This is a genomic window from Pseudomonas sp. NFACC32-1 (assembly GCF_900101215.1).
GTDB lineage: Bacteria > Pseudomonadota > Gammaproteobacteria > Pseudomonadales > Pseudomonadaceae > Aquipseudomonas.
This window is the reverse complement of sequence record NZ_FMUL01000002.1, coordinates 67,622-85,719: the sequence shown is the minus strand read 5'-3', so window position 1 is coordinate 85,719 and position 18,098 is coordinate 67,622. Positions and strand designations below refer to the sequence as shown.

Below are 18,098 nucleotides of genomic sequence, written 5' to 3'. Positions count from 1 at the left end.
GTGAGAGCGGGGCTTGCACGCGAATGCGGTGCGTCAGGCCACAATGCTTGGACTGGCACGCCGCATTCGCGAGCAAGCCCGCTCCCACAGGAAAACCCCTGAGTCTTTGAATAGTGTCACCCGAGGCCTGCATGCCTTTCGATCTCGCCGCACGCCTGGCTGCCCGTCGTGCCGACAATCTCTATCGCCAGCGCCCACTGCTCGAAAGCCCACAGGGGCCGCAAGTGGTGGTGGACGGCCAATCCTTGTTGGCGTTCTGCAACAACGATTACCTGGGGCTGGCCAATCATCCGCAGGTGATCGAAGCGTGGCGCGCCGGGGCGTCCCAGTGGGGTATAGGGGGCGGCGCGTCGCATCTGGTGATCGGCCACAGCGGCCCGCATCATGCACTGGAGCAAGCACTGGCCGAATTCACGGGCCGTCCCCGTGCGCTGTTGTTCACCACGGGCTACATGGCCAACCTTGGCGCCGTGACCGCACTGGTGGGGCAGGGTGACACCGTGCTGGAGGACCGGCTCAATCACGCCTCGCTGCTCGACGCCGGGCTGTTGTCGGGCGCGCGTTTCAATCGCTACTTGCACAACGATGCGCAAAGCCTGGCCAAGCGTCTGGAGAAAGCCACCGGTAACACCCTGGTGGTGACCGATGGGGTATTCAGCATGGATGGCGACGTTGCCGACCTGCCGGCCCTGGCCCGGGAGGCCAAGGCCCGAGGGGCCTGGCTGATGGTCGATGATGCCCACGGCTTTGGCCCGTTGGGTGCCAACGGAGGCGGTATCGTCGAGCATTTCGGCCTGGGCCAGGAGGATGTACCGGTGCTGGTGGGCACTCTGGGCAAGGCCTTTGGTACTGCTGGGGCGTTTGTCGCCGGAAGCGAAGAGCTGATCGAAAGCCTGATCCAGTTCGCGCGGCCCTACATCTATACCACCAGCCAGCCGCCAGCCCTGGCTTGCGCCACGCTCAAGAGCCTCGAACTGCTGCGTCGCGAGCATTGGCGACGCGAGCATCTGCAGATGCTGATCCGACAGTTTCGCCAGGGGGCCGAGCAGATCGGACTCCAGTTGATGGACAGCTTCACACCGATCCAGCCGATCATGATCGGCGATGCCGGGCGGGCAATGCGGTTGTCGCGGATGCTGCGTGAGCGGGGGGTGATGGTGACCGCGATCCGCCCGCCAACCGTGCCGGCTGGCAGTGCCCGTTTGCGCGTGACACTGACCGCTGCCCACAGCGAAGCCCAGGTGCAGCTATTGTTGAATGCACTGGCCGAGTGTTTTGCCCAACTGGGACCGGAGCCAAGCCATGCGTGATCGACTGATTCTGCTGCCCGGCTGGGGATTGGGTGTATCGCCGCTGGAGCCGTTGGCGGCCGCGCTGCATGGGCTCGATGAACACCTGCGGGTGGAAATCGAGCCGCTGCCGACGCTGGCGTCAAGCGATCTTGGCCAATGGCTCGATGAGCTGGACGCGACCATACCCCAGGACGCCTGGTTGGGCGGCTGGTCCCTGGGCGGCATGCTGGCCGCGGAATTGGCCGCGCGCCGGGGCGAACATTGCTGCGGTCTGCTGACCCTGGCGAGCAATGCGTCATTCGTGGTCCGGGAGCACTGGCCGAGCGCGATGGCCGGGTCGACCTTCGACGGGTTCCTCGCCGGGTGCGTGGCCGATCCACGCCAGACCCTCAAGCGCTTCAGCCTGCTGTGCGCCCAGGGTTGCGGCGATCCACGCGGGCTGTCGCGGTTACTGCTGGCCGGTGCGCCATCCCTGTCGCCCGAAGTCTTGCTGGCTGGGCTGCAAGTGCTGGCACAGTTGGACACCCGTGTCGCGTTGCAGCGCTTTCGCGGTCCGCAACTGCACTTGTTCGCCGGGCTCGATGCCCTCGTACCGGCCGAAGTGGCCAGTGACTTGCTGGCATTGTTGCCGGACGTCGAAGTCGGCCTGATCGAACAGGCCGGCCATGGATTCCTTCTGGAGGATCCCCACGGTGTGGCGGGGGCGATCCAGGCTTTCTTGCATGAGTCCGCCGATGACTGATCTGTCTCTACCCAAACTGCCTTCGGCCCTGCCCGACAAGCGTCAGGTGGCAGCCTCGTTTTCCCGGGCGGCGGCCAGCTATGACAGCGTGGCCGAACTGCAGCGCGACGTGGGCCAGCTTCTGCTGGAGCGGTTGCCACCTATGGTGCCGGGACGCTGGATGGACCTGGGTTGCGGCACTGGCTATTTCACCCGGGCCTTGGGCGCACGCTTCGGTGAAGCCAACGGCCTGGCGCTGGATATCGCCGAGGGTATGCTCAGGCACGCCCGGCCCCAGGGGGGCGCCGCGTATTTCGTTGCCGGCGACGCAGAGCGACTGCCGCTTGAGGCAGCGAGTTGCGATCTGATGTTCTCCAGCCTGGCGGTGCAGTGGTGCGAAGCGTTCGACTCGGTGCTGAGCGAGGCTTATCGCGTCTTGAAGCCGGGAGGCGTGTTTGCCTTCACCAGTCTTTGCGTGGGCACCCTGCATGAGTTGCGCGACAGCTGGCGTCAGGTGGATGGCCTGGTGCATGTCAACCGGTTCCGCGAGTTCGAGACTTATCGAAAGCTGTGTGCAGCCAGCGGATTGTCTGTAGTCAATCTCGAAAAACACCCCCATGTATTGCATTACCCCGATGTGCGCAGCCTGACTCATGAATTGAAGGCATTGGGCGCCCACAATCTGAACCCCGGTCGACCGGGTGGCTTGACGGGCAGGGCACGGATCCTGGCGCTGGTCGAAGCGTACGAGCGGTTCCGTCAGACCCAGGGGTTGCCGGCAACTTATCAGGTGGTGTACGCCATTTTGGAAAAACCGCTATGAGCCAGGCTTATTTCATCACCGGCACCGACACCGATGTGGGCAAGACCACCGTCGCCGCTGGGCTGCTGCACGCCGCACGGCAGGCCGGTATGAGCACGGCTGCCGGCAAGCCCGTGGCCTCCGGCTGCGAGATCACTCCCAAAGGTCTGCGCAACGCCGATGCTCTGGCGTTGTTGGCCGAGTGTTCGATGCCGCTCGGTTACGCACAGGTCAATCCGGTGGCCTTCGAGCCGGCCATCGCACCGCACCTGGCGGCCCGGGAAGCGGGCGTGGCACTGACAGTTCAATCGTTGTTGGGGCCGATGCGTGAAGTGCTGGCCTTGAACGCCGATTTCACCTTGATCGAGGGGGCGGGTGGCTGGCGCGTGCCGCTGGCCGATCAGGACAATCTCTCGGACCTGGCAATGGCCCTGGGCCTACCGGTGATCCTGGTAGTGGGCGTGCGCCTGGGCTGCATCAGCCACGCCCTGCTAACCGCCGAGGCGATTGCCCGCGATGGGTTGCAACTGGCCGGATGGGTGGCGAACATCATCGACCCCAAAACCTCTCGCCTGGAAGAAAACCTGGCCACCCTGGCCGAGCGCCTTCCCGCGCCCTGCCTGGGTCGTGTGCCGAGAATCAAGGGCGTGACAGCCGAAATCGTGGCTGGGCATCTGCATCTGGATTTGCTGGAATGAAGACATGCCAAGGTTTTGCCTATGAGGCGGCACTGTGCCATTAGTGTTTTTGACGGGCCTTTTTCCAGGGCTTCTGCTTCAATAGCACCGTCGATCCTTCAAGAAGACGAGTCCTGCCATGGAAATCTCAGGAAATACCGCGTTCTACGCCGGTCTGAGCACTATTCAGACAGGGCAGGGCCGCGTCGATCTGGCATCAGGCCAGATCGCCAGCAATACGATCGAACGTTCGCTGACCAGCCAGTCGTCCGACATACAGGTCGATCGCCTGCGTTCGGTGGATCGCAGCCAGCAGTCAGACCTGGCCAGCAACATGGTCGAGATGGCCCAAGGCAAGTTCCAGGTACAACTGGGCGTCAATGTGGCCAAGGCGTCCGATGAAATGCTGGGAACGTTGATCGATACCTTCGCCTGATCTTGCGTTCATTGGCGCCGTGGAGAGAAGTGCACCCGATTCGTGGCTGTCGTGCATTCCAGGGTGTCTCATGAACTTGCGATGTAGCCCCAGACCGTTGGGGTAATTGCGCTGCCAGCCCCAGAGCTGCCTGCAATGACAACCCGTCCCAAGGGTTGGACTGTTACCTCTGCGCAGTCTCCGGGGCTTTGCGCCAACAGGAAGCCCTCTAACTGTCCGCTCCGAGTCACGCGCTCGTACTGCTGCACCTTTACACCAGCCGAGACGGCGGTACCTACCACCACGATTCTGCCGTCCGGTTGCAGGCCCATCGAGTTGTGGCTCAGTTTGTTCAACGTGCGGAAATCAACAGCGGTTCACCGTTATTGAAACTGTCATCCTCTCACCGTTCGCTTCCGACCTGACAAGTAAGCCGCTTTGCAGGTCGTCTGGCGCATTTGCGTAACCGGCGACGAGAATCTTGTCGTCATTCTGGACCAACACGCGGTTAACGATATCCGTACGCGTGTCGGCAAACTCTTGTCGCCATCCAGGAAATTCCAACCAAGCTCGTGGAAGGCCCTGTCCTTGATCCCGTCAGGCAGGTAGCGCGTCAGTGCAAAACGATCTTCGAGTTGCAAGGCAAAGATCAATCCGGCTTCTCCATCGTGAGCGATAGTGGTGACGCTACCTCGTCCATTGAAGCTGATAGAACCGTCTGTATCAGATTTACAGTCCGGTTCGCCTGGAATGCGAGTCGAGCTGTCTCCTGCGGATTGGGTGGCCATGTGCTTTCTTCCAGGGGGAGCTAGTCTTGACCGAAACGGCTCTGTGCCTCCTGGCCGGTACGTCAGTTTTCCCGTAACGCCGAACCTGTAAAGGTTGACAGTGGTGGCGTTGGTTCAAGTCAGGCTCGATGAATTTCAAGGCGAAGGACGAGTGGTAACGGATCGACGCTTGACAAGATTTGGGCGTAAACGTATGTTTCAAACAACTGTTTGACCGCCACAACAAATCCTCGCGGTCGTTCATTCCCGGTTACATCAGCAGAGGTTTATCGCTATGCCTGACTACAAGGCCCCCTTGCGTGATATTCGCTTCGTTCGTGACGAACTGCTCGGCTACGAAGCGCATTATCAGAGCCTTCCGGCTTGCCAGGACGCAACTCCGGACATGGTTGACGCCATTCTCGAAGAAGGCGCCAAGTTCTGTGAGCAGGTGCTGGCTCCGCTGAACCGCGTGGGCGACCTCGAAGGCTGCACCTGGAGCGAGTCCGGCGTGAAGACCCCGACCGGCTTCAAGGAAGCCTACAAGCAATTTGTCGAGGGCGGCTGGCCGAGCCTGGCCCACGACGTCGAGCATGGCGGCCAGGGGCTGCCGGAATCCCTGGGGCTGGCAGTCAGCGAGATGGTCGGCGAGGCCAACTGGTCGTGGGGCATGTACCCAGGCCTGTCCCACGGTGCGATGAACACCATTTCCGAGCACGGCACGCCCGAGCAACAGGCGGCTTACCTGACCAAGCTGGTTTCCGGCGAGTGGACCGGCACCATGTGCCTGACCGAACCGCATTGCGGGACCGACCTGGGCATGCTTCGCACCAAGGCCGAACCCCAGGCCGATGGTTCCTACAAGGTAACCGGCACCAAGATCTTCATTTCCGCCGGTGAGCACGACATGGCGGACAACATCGTCCACATCGTCCTGGCGCGCCTGCCGGACGCACCGGCCGGGACCAAGGGCATCTCGCTGTTCATCGTGCCCAAGTTCCTGCCTCAAGCCGACGGCTCCATCGGCCAGCGCAACGCGGTGAGCTGCGGTTCGATCGAACACAAGATGGGTATCCACGGCAACGCCACTTGCGTGATGAACTTCGACGCGGCCACCGGTTTCCTGATCGGCCCGGCGAACAAAGGCCTGAACTGCATGTTCACCTTCATGAATACCGCTCGCCTGGGCACCGCGTTGCAGGGCCTGGCCCACGCCGAGATCGGCTTCCAGGGCGGCCTGAAATACGCTCGCGATCGCTTGCAGATGCGTTCCCTGACCGGTCCGAAAGCACCGGACAAGGCTGCCGACCCGATCATTGTCCATCCGGACGTGCGTCGCATGCTGCTGACCATGAAAGCCTTCGCCGAAGGTAACCGGGCGATGGTGTACTTCACGGCCAAGCAGGTCGACATCGTCAAGTATGGCGTGGACGAAGAAGAGAAGAAAAAGGCCGATGCACTGCTGGCCTTCATGACTCCGATCGCCAAGGCATTCATGACCGAAGTCGGTTTCGAGGCGGCCAACCACGGCGTGCAGATCTATGGCGGCCACGGCTTCATTGCCGAGTGGGGCATGGAGCAGAACGTTCGCGACAGCCGTATCTCGATGCTGTACGAAGGCACCACTGGCATCCAGGCCCTCGACCTGCTGGGCCGCAAGGTGCTGATGACCCAGGGCGAGGCGCTGAAGGGCTTCACCAAGATCGTTCACAAGTTCTGCCAGGGCAACGAAGGCAACGAAGCGGTCAAGGAGTTCATCGAGCCGTTGGCTGCGCTGAACAAGGAATGGGGCGAGCTGACCATGAAGGTCGGTATGGCTGCCATGAAGGACCGCGAAGAGGTCGGCGCGGCCTCGGTGGATTACCTGATGTACTCGGGCTATGCCTGCCTGGCCTATTTCTGGGCCGACATGGCGCGCCTGGCAGCGGAAAAACTCGCCGCCGGCACCACCGAAGAAGCCTTCTACACCGCCAAGCTGCAGACCGCGCGTTTCTACTTCCAGCGCATCCTGCCACGTACCCGTACCCACGTGGCCGCCATGCTGTCGGGCGCCAACAACCTGATGGACATGAAAGAAGAGGACTTCGCGCTGGGCTACTAAGCCTTACGCGTTTCTCCTGAAAAAGCCGCTGCTTCCTTGCGAAGCAGCGGCTTTTTCATGGGTGCCAATATCTTGAAAAAACATTCATCGAGCTGAACCCTAAGAAAACATTCCTTCCTGCCGTTACAGGGATGGCAGTGTGACATCTGTCACATCTTCCGTGCCTTATTGTGCCAATAGCAGGCACAATGCCATCTTTGATCAGCCGGGTCGGAGTTCTACCCTTGCCGCGTTCTTCCGCTGTACGTTTCAGCCATTTCCTGCCGTCATTGCTGCTATTGCTGGCGGGGCTTGCGGCCGCCTACGTCAAGGATCTCAACGTCTTCTTCACGTCGTTGTTCAACGTTCTTCCAACCTTGGTGCTGCTGTTGGGCGGAGCCTACTGCGCGGTCTATCGACGCCAGCGTGAACTGTTCCTGATGGTCACGGTGTACATCGCCTATTTCCTGCTGGACACCCAGACCGACTTCTACCGCGACAACGGCAAGGTGCGCGAAGACGCGGCGGTGGTGTTCCACCTTGTTTGCCTGTTGCTGCCCTTGTTGTTTGGCCTGTTCGCAGCATGGCAGGAGCGTACCCATCTGTTCCAGGACATGGTGGCGCGTTTCGCGGTACTGCTGGCCTTCGGCAGCGTGGCCCTAGCCCTGGAGCAGAGATATCCCCAGGCGTTGCTGGTGTGGCTTTCGGAGATCCGCTGGCCGGCGTTGCATGGTGCCTGGATGAGCCTGATCCAGCTGGCCTACCCGGTGTTCGCCGCAGCGTTCCTCTTGCTGGCCTGGCAATACTGGCGCAACCCCCGTCCCCTGCACGCCGCGCAACTGGTAGGCCTGCTGGGGTTGTTCTGGATGCTGCCGAAAACCTTCATCCTGCCATTCACCCTGAACATCATGTGCAGCCAGGTGATGTTGATGATCGCGGCGGCGGTCGCCCATGAGGCCTATCAGATGGCGTTCCGTGACGAACTGACCGGGCTGCCGGGGCGCAGGGCGTTGAACGAGCGCATGCAGCGCCTGGGGCGCAACTATGTGCTGGCGATGAGTGATGTGGACCACTTCAAGAAATTCAACGACACTCACGGCCACGACGTCGGCGACCAGGTGTTGCGCCTGGTGGCCAGCAAGCTGTCGAAGATCGGCGGTGGCGGCAGGGCATATCGCTATGGCGGTGAAGAGTTTGCCCTGGTGTTTGCGGGCAAGACTGTCGACGAGTGCATGCCTCACCTGGAAGTCATCCGCCAGTCCATCGAGACCTACAGCATCCAATTGCGTAATCCGGACAGTCGTCCTCAGGATGACCAGCAAGGTCGCCAGCGGCGTTCCGGCGCCGGCACATCCAGCGTGTCGGTAACCGTGAGCATCGGCGTGGCGGAGCGCGTCGAGCAACGGACCCCCGAAGAAGTGCTCAAGTCCGCCGACCAGGCGCTCTATAACGCGAAGGGGGCCGGGCGCAATTGTGTGGTTGCCTTCGGTCAGAACCGGCGGGGCGCGGTGCGCATGGAAACTGCAGCGGGTTGAGTGATGACGGCGCATTCAGCGCCTGGACTGTGATTGTGAGCACCGGTGGCCGGCAGTAGGTTTGAATGATCTGCTACCGGAGAAAACCACCATGCCCGAGTACAAAGCCCCCCTGCGCGACATGCGCTTTCTGATCGACCACGTCTTCGATTTCCACGGCCGTTATGCCGAGCTGGGGGCCAATGACGCCAGCCCGGACATGGTCAGCGCAATCCTCGAGGAAGGCGCCCGTTTCTGTGAGAACGTACTGGCGCCACTCAACCGCTCCGGCGACGAGGAGGGTTGTCACTTCGACAAGGGCGTCGTCACGACGCCTGCGGGATTCAAAGAGGCTTTTGCCCAGTATGTGGAGGGTGGCTGGCATGGCCTGGCGGCGGATCCGGCATATGGCGGCCAGGGACTGCCCAGCTCCCTGGGCCTGGTCATCAGCGAAATGATCGGCTCCAGCAATACCTCCTGGGGCATGTATCCGGGCCTGACCCATGGCGCCATGTCGGCCATCCATGCCCATGGTACCGAAGAGCAGAAGCAGACCTACCTGAGCAAACTCACCGCGGGCCAGTGGACCGGCACCATGTGCCTCACCGAAGCCCATTGCGGTACGGACCTGGGCATCATCAAGACTCGCGCTTTGCCCCAGGCAGATGGCAGTTACGCGATCAGCGGCAGCAAGATCTTCATCTCCGCCGGCGAACACGACCTGAGTGAAAACATCATTCATCTGGTGCTCGCCAAGCTGCCCGACGCGCCCGCCGGCACCAAGGGCATCTCATTGTTCATCGTGCCCAAGTTCCTGCCCGATGCCACCGGCGAAGCGGGAGAGCGCAATGGTGTCAGCTGTGGCTCCATCGAACACAAGATGGGCATCAAGGCGTCGGCCACCTGTGTGCTGAATTTCGATGGCGCGAAGGGCTTTCTCATCGGCGAGCCGAACAAGGGACTCAATTGCATGTTCACCATGATGAACCATGCCCGGCTCGGCACCGGGATGCAGGGTCTTTGCCTGGGGGAAGCGAGCTTCCAGGGCGCGATCAGGTACGCCAACGACCGTTTGCAGATGCGCTCGTTGACCGGTCCCAAGGCGCCGGAAAAAGTCGCCGATCCGATCATCGTCCATCCCGATGTGCGCAGGATGTTGCTGACCATGAAAGCCTTCAACGAAGGCAACCGGGCACTGACGTATTTCACCGCGCAGTTGCTGGATACCGCGCACCTGGCCACCGAAGAAAGCGCTCGCCAGGAGGCCGAGGATCTGCTGGCGTTTCTCACGCCGATCTGCAAGGCGTTCATGACCGAGACCGGGCTGGAGGTGACCAACCACGGGATGCAGGTGTTCGGTGGCCATGGCTTCATTCGTGAATGGGGCATGGAGCAACTGGTACGCGACTGCCGCATAGCACCGATCTATGAGGGCACCAACGGCATCCAGGCGTTGGACTTGCTCGGGCGCAAGGTGCTGGGCAGCCAGGGCAAGCTGCTGCGCGGGTTCACTCGGATCGTGCACAGGTTCTGCGCCGCGAATGCCGATCATCCGCAGCTTGAGGGCTACGTCGCACAACTGAACGGGCTCAACCAGCAATGGGGCGAACTGACCACGCAGGTTGGTATGGCGGCCATGAAGAACCCGGATGAAGTGGGGGCTGCCTCCGTGGATTATCTGATGTACAGCGGCTACATCATCCTGGCCTACCTGTGGTTGCGCATGGCACTGGTGGCCCGATCGCAACTCGACAGTGGCACTGGTGACGCGGATTTCTGCCAGGCCAAGCTGGCGACCTGTGAGTTCTACTTCAAGCGCTTGTTGCCTCGCACGGCTGCCCATCGGACCGCCGTCGAGGCCGGAAGCGATTGCCTGATGAAGCTGCCAGCGCACTTGTTCGCGTTCTAAACGACCCAGACCAGGTTTCACCCGATCCCGCAGGCCCTGTGGCGGCTGGCGAAACCTGCGGCTTCATCACGATGACTAAAAATAACAAATCAGTCATGGGTTGACCCTATGTGTCGTAAAAGTTGTTGAGGTACACTCGGGCCATACTCAAACCGTTTCTTACGAACCAACTGTTTAGATCCTGCGAGGTTTGCCATGGCTGACTACAAAGCGCCCCTGCGCGATATGCGCTTCGTCCTCAACGAGGTATTCGAGGTCGCGAAACTCTGGGCTCAACTGCCGGCGTTGGCCGAAACCGTGGACGCCGAAACCGTCGAAGCGATTCTGGAAGAAGCCGGCAAGGTCACCAGCAAAAGCATTGCCCCCCTCAGCCGTGCCGCCGACGAGGAAGGTTGCCACTGGGCTGACGGTGCTGTCAGCACGCCGGCGGGTTTCCCACAGGCCTACAAGACTTATGCTGAAGGCGGTTGGGTCGGCGTCGGTGGCGATCCGGTATACGGCGGCATGGGCATGCCCAAGGCCGTTTCGGCCCAGGTCGAGGAAATGGTCAACTCCGCCAGCCTGTCCTTCGGTCTGTACCCGATGCTGACCGCCGGTGCCTGTCTGTCGATCAACGCGCACGCCAGCGAAGAGTTGAAGGCGGCTTACCTGCCGAACATGTACGCCGGCATCTGGGCCGGCTCGATGTGCCTGACCGAACCGCATGCCGGTACGGACCTGGGGATCATTCGTACCAAGGCCGAACCCCAGGCCGACGGTTCCTACAAGGTCAGCGGCACCAAGATTTTCATCACCGGCGGCGAACACGACCTCACCGAGAACATCATCCACTTGGTGCTGGCGAAGCTGCCGGACGCGCCGGCGGGGCCCAAGGGTATCTCGCTGTTCCTGGTGCCCAAGTTCATGGTCAATGCCGATGGCAGCCTGGGGGCGCGTAATGCGGCCAATTGCGGGTCGATCGAACACAAGATGGGTATCCAGGCTTCCGCTACCTGCGTGATGAACTTCGACGAGGCCGTGGGTTACCTGGTAGGTGAACCCAACAAGGGCCTGGCGGCGATGTTCACCATGATGAACTACGAACGCCTGGGGGTCGGTATCCAGGGCCTGGCCTCTGGTGAGCGCTCTTACCAGAACGCCATCGAATACGCCCGTGACCGCCTGCAAAGCCGCTCGCCCACCGGTGCGCAGAACAAGGACAAGATCGCCGATCCGATCATTGTCCATCCGGACGTGCGTCGGATGCTGCTGACCATGAAAGCCTCGAACGAAGGCGGCCGAGCGTTTTCCACCTACGTGGCGATGCAGCTGGACACCGCCAAGTTCAGCGAAGACCCTGCCACGCGCAAGCGCGCCGAAGATCTCGTGGCCTTGCTCACCCCGGTGGCGAAGGCCTTCCTGACCGACCTGGGCCTGGAAACCACGGTCCACGGCCAGCAGATCTTCGGCGGCCACGGTTATATCCGTGAATGGGGCCAGGAACAGTTGGTCCGGGACGTGCGCATCACCCAGATCTACGAAGGCACCAACGGCATCCAGGCGCTGGACCTGGTGGGGCGCAAGATCGTTGGCAGCGGCGGTGCATTCTACAAACTGTTCGCGGAGGAAATTCGCCATTTCATCCATACGGCGAGCAATGACCTGGCGGAGTTCACCAAGCCGTTGGGCAAGGCTGTCGATACCCTGGATGACTTGACTGCGTGGCTGCTGGATCAGGCCAAGCAGAACCCGAATGAAATCGGCGCGGCATCGGTGGAGTATCTGCAAGCGTTTGGCTACACCGCTTACGCCTATATGTGGGCGTTGATGGCCAAGGCTGCGCTGGGCAAGGAAAGCCAGGATGACTTCTACGCGAGCAAGCTGGGAACAGCGAGGTTCTATTTCGCGCGCCTGTTGCCGCGTCTCCATTCCCTGGATGCATCGGTGAGGGCGGGTAGCGAATCGCTGTTCCTGCTGGAGCCTGGGCAATTCTGAGGCAGGTGATTGTAAGAAAATGCTTACACAACGTGATGCCGATTTCCCTCTATCGGCAGATTGGATCCAGGACTAATCTACTTCACATGGACGTCGCGCAGGATGCGCAGAGAAACAACACGGACACGTAGGATTCCGCCAGGATGGTGGAGTGAAAGGGATGTCAGGGAAACAGTCTGCAAAGCCCCGCTTCGGCGGGGTTTTCTTTTGCCCGCGTTTTTTGTCTTTCGTTCTCGGGCCCGTTCGGGCGGTCTTTCTGGACAGTGTCTTGAACCCTGACGAGCGGTCAGGTGTCAATGAGCTATATGGCAACGTAGCCATTGCAGATCAGGAGCCATCCATGGATTTCATTCGTATCATCATCGCCATTCTCTTGCCGCCCCTTGGCGTATTCCTGCAGGTCGGTTTCGGCGGGGCCTTCTGGCTGAACATCCTGTTGACTCTGTTGGGCTATATCCCGGGCATCGTGCATGCGGTGTATATCATCGCCAAGCGCTGAAGGCTGGGTGCACGGTCAAACCCTGAGGGAGCGAGCAAACTCGCTCCCTCAGTTTTTTCCTCTGTCTAAAGGCTGTCCTCGATCACCCTGCGATAGAACAGCCACTCATGCTCCAGCGCGTGCGCCTGGTTCGCCGCCTTGCGAAAGCCGTGGCGCTCATCCGGGTAATAGTGTGCTTCGACCGTAATGCCATTCGCCTTCAAGGCCCTGACCATGTCCCGAGTCTGCTGCGGCACGACCACGGCATCCAACTCTCCCTGGAAGAAAATCACCGGCGCGCGGATCCGATCAGCGTGTAGCAGGGGGGTGCGGGTGCGGTAGCGTTCGGCGTCCTGCTGCGGGTCGCCGATCAGCCAGTCGAGGTAATCGCCTTCGAATTTATGCGTGGCTCGACCCAAGGCGACAGGATCGCTGACGCCGTAGAGGCTGGCGCCGGCACGGAAGACATCGTGGAACGCCAAGGCACAAAGCGTCGTATACCCACCGGCGCTGCCACCGCGGATAAATGCACATTGGGGGTCGATCAGGCCATGTTCGCCCAGGTAGCGCACCACCGCGCAGGCATCTTCGACATCCACAACGCCCCAATTCAAGTGCAGGGCCTGGCGGTAGGCCCGGCCGTAGCCGCTGCTGCCGCGATAGTTGAGGTCGGCGACGGCGAAGCCGCGCTGGGTCCAGTACTGGATGCGCGGGTCGAACTGGGGATAACAGGCCGAAGTCGGCCCACCGTGGATGAACACCACCAGTGGCGGTTTATGCTTGGCATGCATGGCCGGATAGAAGAAACCATGGGCTTGCCTCGACGCACTGGGGTAACGCAGTGTCCGGGGGCGACTGATCAGATCGGTAGGTAGCGGTGCCACGCCCCCGGCCAATACCACCTCCTCATGGTTTTGCCGCCCGATTGCGACGATGGCCGACGGGCTGGTCGGCGATGACACGATGGCGTAAACGAACTGCTCATCCAGCGCCAGGCTGCGAAACCGGCTATAGGTGCCGGTAAAGTCCTCGGTCTGGTCGTCGCGGCACAGTCCCAGGCGTCCAAATCCCGCCTCGGTCCAGCTCGCCAGATACGTATGCCGGTCCAGGGGCAGCCAGGTACGGCCACCCAACTGCCAGGGCGCCGGGGCGTGGTCGGCTTCAGCGCAGGGCAGTGGTTCCAGGCCGTGGACCGATTCAACCCATGGTTGCCAGTAGCCGCCACGGTCGGTCAGGCAATACAGCCGGCCGGCATCGTCGAAGCGTGGTTGCTGGATGGATTCCTCTTCAGCATCACCCGCCACGCAGCGCGGTTCATTCCACCCTGAAGCGTTGCGTTCGGCCAGCATCAACCGCGTTGCCGTCCACGGTTGATGAGGACGGCTCCACTCGATCCAGGCCAGTCGTCGACCGTTCGGGCTCAACACCGGCGAGGCGTAGAAATCGGCGCCTTCAGCCAGCACACGGCGCTGCCGATCCGCCAGCCCAATCGATACCAGGCGATGCTGGTTGGCGTGTTCCTCCACCGCCAACACCTGGCCGCCGGCAAAGCCAAGGTCTGCGTAGCGGCAGTCGCCCGAGGTCAGTGCCATGGGGGGCTTGTCGGTCAGTGGCTGGTGATACAGCTGCTGGTCTGCCTCGTTGACGAACAGCACCCCGTCGTCGCTCAGGCAGAACGATCCACCGCCATATTCATAAACCCGGCTGCGAGCGCTGAACCCATCCGGGGTCAGGCATCGGGCCTTGGCATTGCGCCATTGCCAGATCCGGCAGGCGCCGTCTTGCGGGCGGTACTCGTTCCAGAACAGCCCAAGGGGGCCGACCTGCAGCTCGGCGAAATCGATGCCGGCGGTAACAGCCTCGGCGGCGCTGAGCGGTTCAGCCCTTGGCGATGAGGCGTGAGTTTCGTTCATTACGGAAAGCCAGTTGCTCGATGGTCTGGGTGGCGTGCTCGGCGTCTTCACGTGCCTGCAGGATCATCCCGTGATGTTCGGATTTGCTGCACACCGGGTCGGCATTGCTGGCATCGCCCGTGAGCATGAACGCCTGGCAGCGGCAACCGCCGAAGTCCTGTTCTTTTTCATCACAGGACCGGCACGGCTCGGGCATCCAGTCATAACCGCGGAAGCGATTGAAGCCAAAGGAGTCGTACCAGATGTGTTGCATGCTGTGGTCGCGTACGTTGGGAAATTGCACGGGCAGCTGTCGGGCGCCGTGGCAAGGCAGTGCGGTACCATCCGGCGTGACCGTCAGGAACAGGCTGCCCCAGCCGTTCATGCAGGCCTTGGGGCGCTCTTCATAGTAGTCCGGGGTCACGAAGATCAACTTGCAGGGATTGCCCTCGGCTTGCAACCTGGCGCGGTACTGGTTGGTGACCTGCTCGGCGCGCACCAGTTGTTCCTGGGTGGGCAGCAGTCCGACGCGGTTGAGCTGCGCCCAGCCATAGAACTGGCAGGTGGCGAGCTCGACGAAGTCGGCCTCGAGGGCAACGCATAGCTCGATGATGCGGTCGATCTTGTCGATGTTGTGCCGATGGGTGACGAAGTTCAGCACCATGGGATAGCCATGGGCTTTTACCGCACGAGCCATTTCCAGTTTCTGCGCGAAGGCCTTCTTCGAGCCGGCCAGCAGGTTGTTCACCTGCTCGTCGCTGGCCTGGAAGCTGATCTGGATATGGTCCAGGCCGGCTTTCTTGAAATCGCTGATTTTCTGTTCGGTCAATCCGATGCCGGAGGTGATCAGGTTGGTATAGAAACCCAATCTGCGCGCTTCGCCGATCAATTCGGCCAGGTCCTGGCGCACCAGCGGCTCGCCACCGGAAAAGCCCAGTTGCGCGGCGCCCATTTCACGGGCTTCGCGAAAGACCTTGAACCACTGCTCGGTGCTCAACTCCTTGCCTTGCTCGGCGAAGTCCAGCGGGTTGGAGCAATACGGGCATTGCAGCGGGCAGCGATAGGTCAGCTCGGCCAGTAACCAGAGTGGCAAGCCCACTCCAGGCGTGGCCGGCAGCCCGGTGTTCTCAGGCAAGTTCGATCCAGTGCTCTGCACGGGCGACCTCCATGAATTGCTCGATGTCGTCACCGAGTTCCGGCACGTCGGGAAACTGCTGCGCCAACTCGCCGATGATGGCCGCGACATCCCGTTCACCGTCGATCAGCCCGCCGATCAGCGCAGCGCTGTCGTTGAGCTTGATCATGCCTTCAGGATAGAGCAGCACGTGGCCCTTCTGTGCCGGTTCGTATTGAAAGCGATAGCCGGGACGCCAGCGAGGGATTTTGCTGCGATCGAAGCTCATAGATTGATTCCTTTATGCCACACCCGTTGCCCGGTCACGCTGTGGTAGGGCGGGCGGTTCAACTCGTAGGCCATGCTCATCGCGTCGAGCATGCTCCAGAGGATGTCCAGTTTGAACTGGAGAATCTCCAGCATGCGCTCCTGTCCTGCGCGGGTGGTGTAGTGCTGCAAGGTGATGGCCAGACCATGTTCCACGTCGCGTCGGGCCTGGCTCAGGCGGGTACGGAAGTATTCGTATCCGGCCGGGTCGATCCAGGGATAATGCTGCGGCCAACTGTCCAGGCGCGATTGATGGATCTGCGGGGCGAACAGCTCGGTCAACGAGCTGCTGGCGGCTTCCTGCCAACTGGCCCGTCGGGCGAAATTGACATAGGCATCCACGGCGAAGCGCACGCCCGGCAACACCAGCTCCTGGGAGCGCAACTGGTCGGGGTCCAGACCCACCGCCTGGCCCAGTCGCAGCCAGGCTTCGATACCGCCATCTTCACCGGGCGCGCCGTCATGGTCGAGCAGGCGCTGAATCCACTCGCGGCGAATCTCACGGTCCGGGCAATTGGCCAGGATCGCGGCATCCTTGAGCGGAATATTCACCTGGTAATAGAAGCGGTTCGCGACCCAGCCCTGGATCTGCTCGCGAGTGGCGCGGCCTTCATACATCGCCACGTGATAGGGGTGATGGATGTGGTAATACGCGCCTTTGGCGCGCAGGGCCGCTTCGAACTCGGCGGGTGACAGGGGGACATCAGTCATTTCGGTCTCCGGGGAATAACCGTTGGTTTCGGTGGCGTCAGGGCTGGCCCCATCGCGAACAAGCTCGCTCCCGCACGGGTTGTGCTGTGAATCAGATATCAGGACTACTGTGGGAGCGAGCTCGCTCGCGATAGCGTCCTATCAGCCGGCACCAATGTCGACTGATACACCGCAAGCCCACCCCACATTGGTTCTGACCTTCCTACAACTCAATACTCATTCCGTCGTAGGCCACTTCGATCCTTCGGCGTACCAGTTCGGCCCGCTCCGGCGAGTCTTCGTCCAGGATCGGATTGGTGTTGTTGATATGGATCAGGACCTTGCGCTGCTCGGGCAACTGCTCCAGCACTTCCAACATGCCACCAGGACCGTTCTGCGCCAGGTGGCCCATCTCTCGTCCGGTGCGGGTGCCGACGCCACGACGCTGCATTTCGTCGTCATCCCACATCGTGCCGTCCACCAGCAGGCAGTCGCTGCCGGCCATTATTTCCAGCAGGGGCGCGTCCACCTTGCCCAGGCCTGGCGCGTAGAACAGCTTGCCGCCCGTGCGCAGGTCTTCGACGATCAGGCCGATGTTATCTCCCGGGTGCGGGTCGAAACGGTGCGGCGAATAGGGCGGGGCGGCGCTGCGCAGGGGCAACGGGGTGAAACGCAGGTTCGGACAGGCCGGGACGGTGAAGCCCTGGTCGAGCTCGATGCGATTCCAGTTCAGCCCGCCGTTCCAGTGGGTCAGCATGTTGAACAGCGGAAAACCGGTGCTCAGGTCTTCGTTGACCATGTCGGTGCACCAGACCTGGTGCGGGCAACCTTCCCGCAGGCTGAGCAGGCCGGTGGTGTGGTCGATCTGACTGTCCATCAGGATGATGGCGCCGATACCGGTGTCCCGCAGGGCCCGGCCCGGTTGCATTGGAGCGAAACTCTGGAGCTGGGCACGGATGTCCGGGGAGGCATTGCACAACACCCAGTTCACACCGTCATCGGAAATCGCGATGGACGACTGGGTCCGGGCCTGGGCCCTCAGGGTGCCGTTGCGAAAACCTGCGCAATTGACGCAATTGCAGTTCCACTGAGGGAAACCGCCACCTGCGGCGGAACCTAGAATCTGGACGAACATGGCCGCTCCATCTGCAAACCGAAATAAAAAACGCCCCGGCTGGCCGAGGCGTTTGCTGCACGTTCAACCGCCTGCAGCAATTAACGGTTGGCGAAGTACATGGTGACTTCGAAACCGATACGCAGGTCGATATATGCGGGTTTGGACCAGGACATGGAAATACTCCTTTGGTTGGGGTGGGACAGGTTGGATCTATACATTTAGTCCACCTCCATGCGGAGATGTTCAGATGCTTAGGCGGCTATGTTACTAAATCTGACATTTTCGTTCGCGGTGATTCTCCGAGAAAGCTCATTACCGAGGCTGTAACG

The 18,098-nt window shown here is 61.3% G+C and carries 17 protein-coding genes; 10 read left to right on the top strand and 7 right to left on the bottom strand.

The features are described from left to right. Positions 1–131: 131 nt before the first annotated feature. From bioF to BLP99_RS04230, 5 genes are all read left to right on the top strand, one after another. A complete protein-coding gene (gene bioF, locus BLP99_RS04250) occupies positions 132–1,310 on the top strand; it encodes an 8-amino-7-oxononanoate synthase (protein ID WP_092179822.1) in 1,179 nt (392 codons plus the stop codon). Further along, positions 1,303–2,034, top strand: coding sequence for an alpha/beta fold hydrolase (locus BLP99_RS04245; RefSeq protein ID WP_092179820.1), 732 nt, complete (start codon positions 1,303–1,305; stop codon positions 2,032–2,034). The genes bioF and BLP99_RS04245 overlap by 8 nt, the downstream gene beginning before the upstream one ends. Then, a complete protein-coding gene (gene bioC, locus BLP99_RS04240) occupies positions 2,027–2,836 on the top strand; it encodes a malonyl-ACP O-methyltransferase BioC (protein WP_092179818.1) in 810 nt (269 codons plus the stop codon). The genes BLP99_RS04245 and bioC overlap by 8 nt, the downstream gene beginning before the upstream one ends. Beyond that, positions 2,833–3,513 carry a dethiobiotin synthase gene (bioD, locus tag BLP99_RS04235; protein WP_072389804.1) on the top strand — a complete coding sequence of 227 codons (681 nt, stop codon included), beginning with the start codon at positions 2,833–2,835 and terminating at the stop codon, positions 3,511–3,513. Before bioC ends, bioD begins: the two co-directional genes overlap by 4 nt. Before the next feature lie 118 nt (positions 3,514–3,631). Then, on the top strand, positions 3,632–3,928 hold the full coding sequence (locus tag BLP99_RS04230; protein WP_072431936.1) for a pyrroloquinoline quinone biosynthesis protein PqqE: 297 nt from the start codon (positions 3,632–3,634) through the stop codon (positions 3,926–3,928). Positions 3,929–4,302: 374 nt separating this feature from the next. Here BLP99_RS04230 and BLP99_RS26090 read toward each other — a convergent pair whose 3' ends face one another. Further along, positions 4,303–4,695, bottom strand: a complete 393-nt coding sequence (locus tag BLP99_RS26090) for a hypothetical protein (protein ID WP_143007930.1) — start codon at positions 4,693–4,695, stop codon at positions 4,303–4,305. Between the two features lie 274 nt (positions 4,696–4,969). Here BLP99_RS26090 and BLP99_RS04225 point away from each other — a divergent pair, with 274 nt between their 5' ends. The 5 genes from BLP99_RS04225 to BLP99_RS04205 all read left to right on the top strand — a co-directional run bounded on the left by BLP99_RS04225 (position 4,970) and on the right by BLP99_RS04205 (position 12,650). After that, a complete protein-coding gene (locus BLP99_RS04225) occupies positions 4,970–6,775 on the top strand; it encodes a phenylacyl-CoA dehydrogenase (protein WP_072389798.1) in 1,806 nt (601 codons plus the stop codon). Between the two features lie 224 nt (positions 6,776–6,999). Next, entirely contained in the window at positions 7,000–8,289 is a 1,290-nt protein-coding gene (locus BLP99_RS04220; protein WP_072389795.1) for a GGDEF domain-containing protein, read from the top strand. A 91-nt stretch (positions 8,290–8,380) separates the two neighbouring features. Then, entirely contained in the window at positions 8,381–10,177 is a 1,797-nt protein-coding gene (locus BLP99_RS04215) for an acyl-CoA dehydrogenase C-terminal domain-containing protein (protein WP_092179816.1), read from the top strand. Between the two features lie 195 nt (positions 10,178–10,372). Continuing rightward, positions 10,373–12,151, top strand: a complete 1,779-nt coding sequence (locus BLP99_RS04210; protein ID WP_072389788.1) for an acyl-CoA dehydrogenase C-terminal domain-containing protein — start codon at positions 10,373–10,375, stop codon at positions 12,149–12,151. 340 nt (positions 12,152–12,491) lie between these two features. After that, a complete protein-coding gene (locus BLP99_RS04205) occupies positions 12,492–12,650 on the top strand; it encodes a YqaE/Pmp3 family membrane protein (RefSeq protein ID WP_003177654.1) in 159 nt (52 codons plus the stop codon). Between the two features lie 65 nt (positions 12,651–12,715). On the opposite strand, the gene BLP99_RS04200 is transcribed toward BLP99_RS04205, so the two are convergent. From BLP99_RS04200 to pqqA, 6 genes are all read right to left on the bottom strand, one after another. Then, positions 12,716–14,542, bottom strand: a complete 1,827-nt coding sequence (locus BLP99_RS04200) for a S9 family peptidase (RefSeq protein ID WP_092179814.1) — start codon at positions 14,540–14,542, stop codon at positions 12,716–12,718. Next, the gene (gene pqqE, locus BLP99_RS04195; protein ID WP_072389781.1) at positions 14,508–15,677 is read right to left on the bottom strand and encodes a pyrroloquinoline quinone biosynthesis protein PqqE; all 1,170 of its coding nucleotides are present in this window, start codon (positions 15,675–15,677) and stop codon (positions 14,508–14,510) included. Before pqqE ends, BLP99_RS04200 begins: the two co-directional genes overlap by 35 nt. Next, positions 15,649–15,924, bottom strand: a complete 276-nt coding sequence (gene pqqD, locus BLP99_RS04190; RefSeq protein ID WP_092179812.1) for a pyrroloquinoline quinone biosynthesis peptide chaperone PqqD — start codon at positions 15,922–15,924, stop codon at positions 15,649–15,651. Before pqqD ends, pqqE begins: the two co-directional genes overlap by 29 nt. After that, positions 15,921–16,673, bottom strand: a complete 753-nt coding sequence (gene pqqC / locus BLP99_RS04185) for a pyrroloquinoline-quinone synthase PqqC (RefSeq protein WP_072431939.1) — start codon at positions 16,671–16,673, stop codon at positions 15,921–15,923. Before pqqC ends, pqqD begins: the two co-directional genes overlap by 4 nt. A gap of 202 nt (positions 16,674–16,875) precedes the next feature. After that, positions 16,876–17,787 (bottom strand): pyrroloquinoline quinone biosynthesis protein PqqB, encoded by a 912-nt coding sequence (gene pqqB, locus BLP99_RS04180; RefSeq protein ID WP_072459122.1) that lies wholly within the window; start codon positions 17,785–17,787, stop codon positions 16,876–16,878. A gap of 80 nt (positions 17,788–17,867) precedes the next feature. Further along, positions 17,868–17,942: a pyrroloquinoline quinone precursor peptide PqqA gene (gene pqqA, locus BLP99_RS04175; RefSeq protein ID WP_053156473.1), complete on the bottom strand. Its 75-nt coding sequence runs from the start codon at positions 17,940–17,942 to the stop codon at positions 17,868–17,870. Positions 17,943–18,098: the final 156 nt, after the last annotated feature.

What these genes read in the sequence shown, in the direction of transcription:
- bioF (WP_092179822.1), top strand. Translation starts at nt 132, where the DNA reads ATGCCTTTCGATCTCGCCGCACGCCTGGCTGCCCGTCGTGCCGACAAT.
- bioD (WP_072389804.1), top strand. Translation starts at nt 2,833, where the DNA reads ATGAGCCAGGCTTATTTCATCACCGGCACCGACACCGATGTGGGCAAG.
- bioC (WP_092179818.1), top strand. Translation starts at nt 2,027, where the DNA reads ATGACTGATCTGTCTCTACCCAAACTGCCTTCGGCCCTGCCCGACAAG.
- BLP99_RS04245 (WP_092179820.1), top strand. Translation starts at nt 1,303, where the DNA reads ATGCGTGATCGACTGATTCTGCTGCCCGGCTGGGGATTGGGTGTATCG.
- BLP99_RS26090 (WP_143007930.1), bottom strand. Translation starts at nt 4,695, where the DNA reads ATGGCCACCCAATCCGCAGGAGACAGCTCGACTCGCATTCCAGGCGAA.
- BLP99_RS04225 (WP_072389798.1), top strand. Translation starts at nt 4,970, where the DNA reads ATGCCTGACTACAAGGCCCCCTTGCGTGATATTCGCTTCGTTCGTGAC.
- BLP99_RS04200 (WP_092179814.1), bottom strand. Translation starts at nt 14,542, where the DNA reads ATGAACGAAACTCACGCCTCATCGCCAAGGGCTGAACCGCTCAGCGCC.
- BLP99_RS04215 (WP_092179816.1), top strand. Translation starts at nt 8,381, where the DNA reads ATGCCCGAGTACAAAGCCCCCCTGCGCGACATGCGCTTTCTGATCGAC.
- BLP99_RS04205 (WP_003177654.1), top strand. Translation starts at nt 12,492, where the DNA reads ATGGATTTCATTCGTATCATCATCGCCATTCTCTTGCCGCCCCTTGGC.
- BLP99_RS04230 (WP_072431936.1), top strand. Translation starts at nt 3,632, where the DNA reads ATGGAAATCTCAGGAAATACCGCGTTCTACGCCGGTCTGAGCACTATT.
- pqqD (WP_092179812.1), bottom strand. Translation starts at nt 15,924, where the DNA reads ATGAGCTTCGATCGCAGCAAAATCCCTCGCTGGCGTCCCGGCTATCGC.
- BLP99_RS04210 (WP_072389788.1), top strand. Translation starts at nt 10,373, where the DNA reads ATGGCTGACTACAAAGCGCCCCTGCGCGATATGCGCTTCGTCCTCAAC.
- pqqB (WP_072459122.1), bottom strand. Translation starts at nt 17,787, where the DNA reads ATGTTCGTCCAGATTCTAGGTTCCGCCGCAGGTGGCGGTTTCCCTCAG.
- pqqC (WP_072431939.1), bottom strand. Translation starts at nt 16,673, where the DNA reads ATGACTGATGTCCCCCTGTCACCCGCCGAGTTCGAAGCGGCCCTGCGC.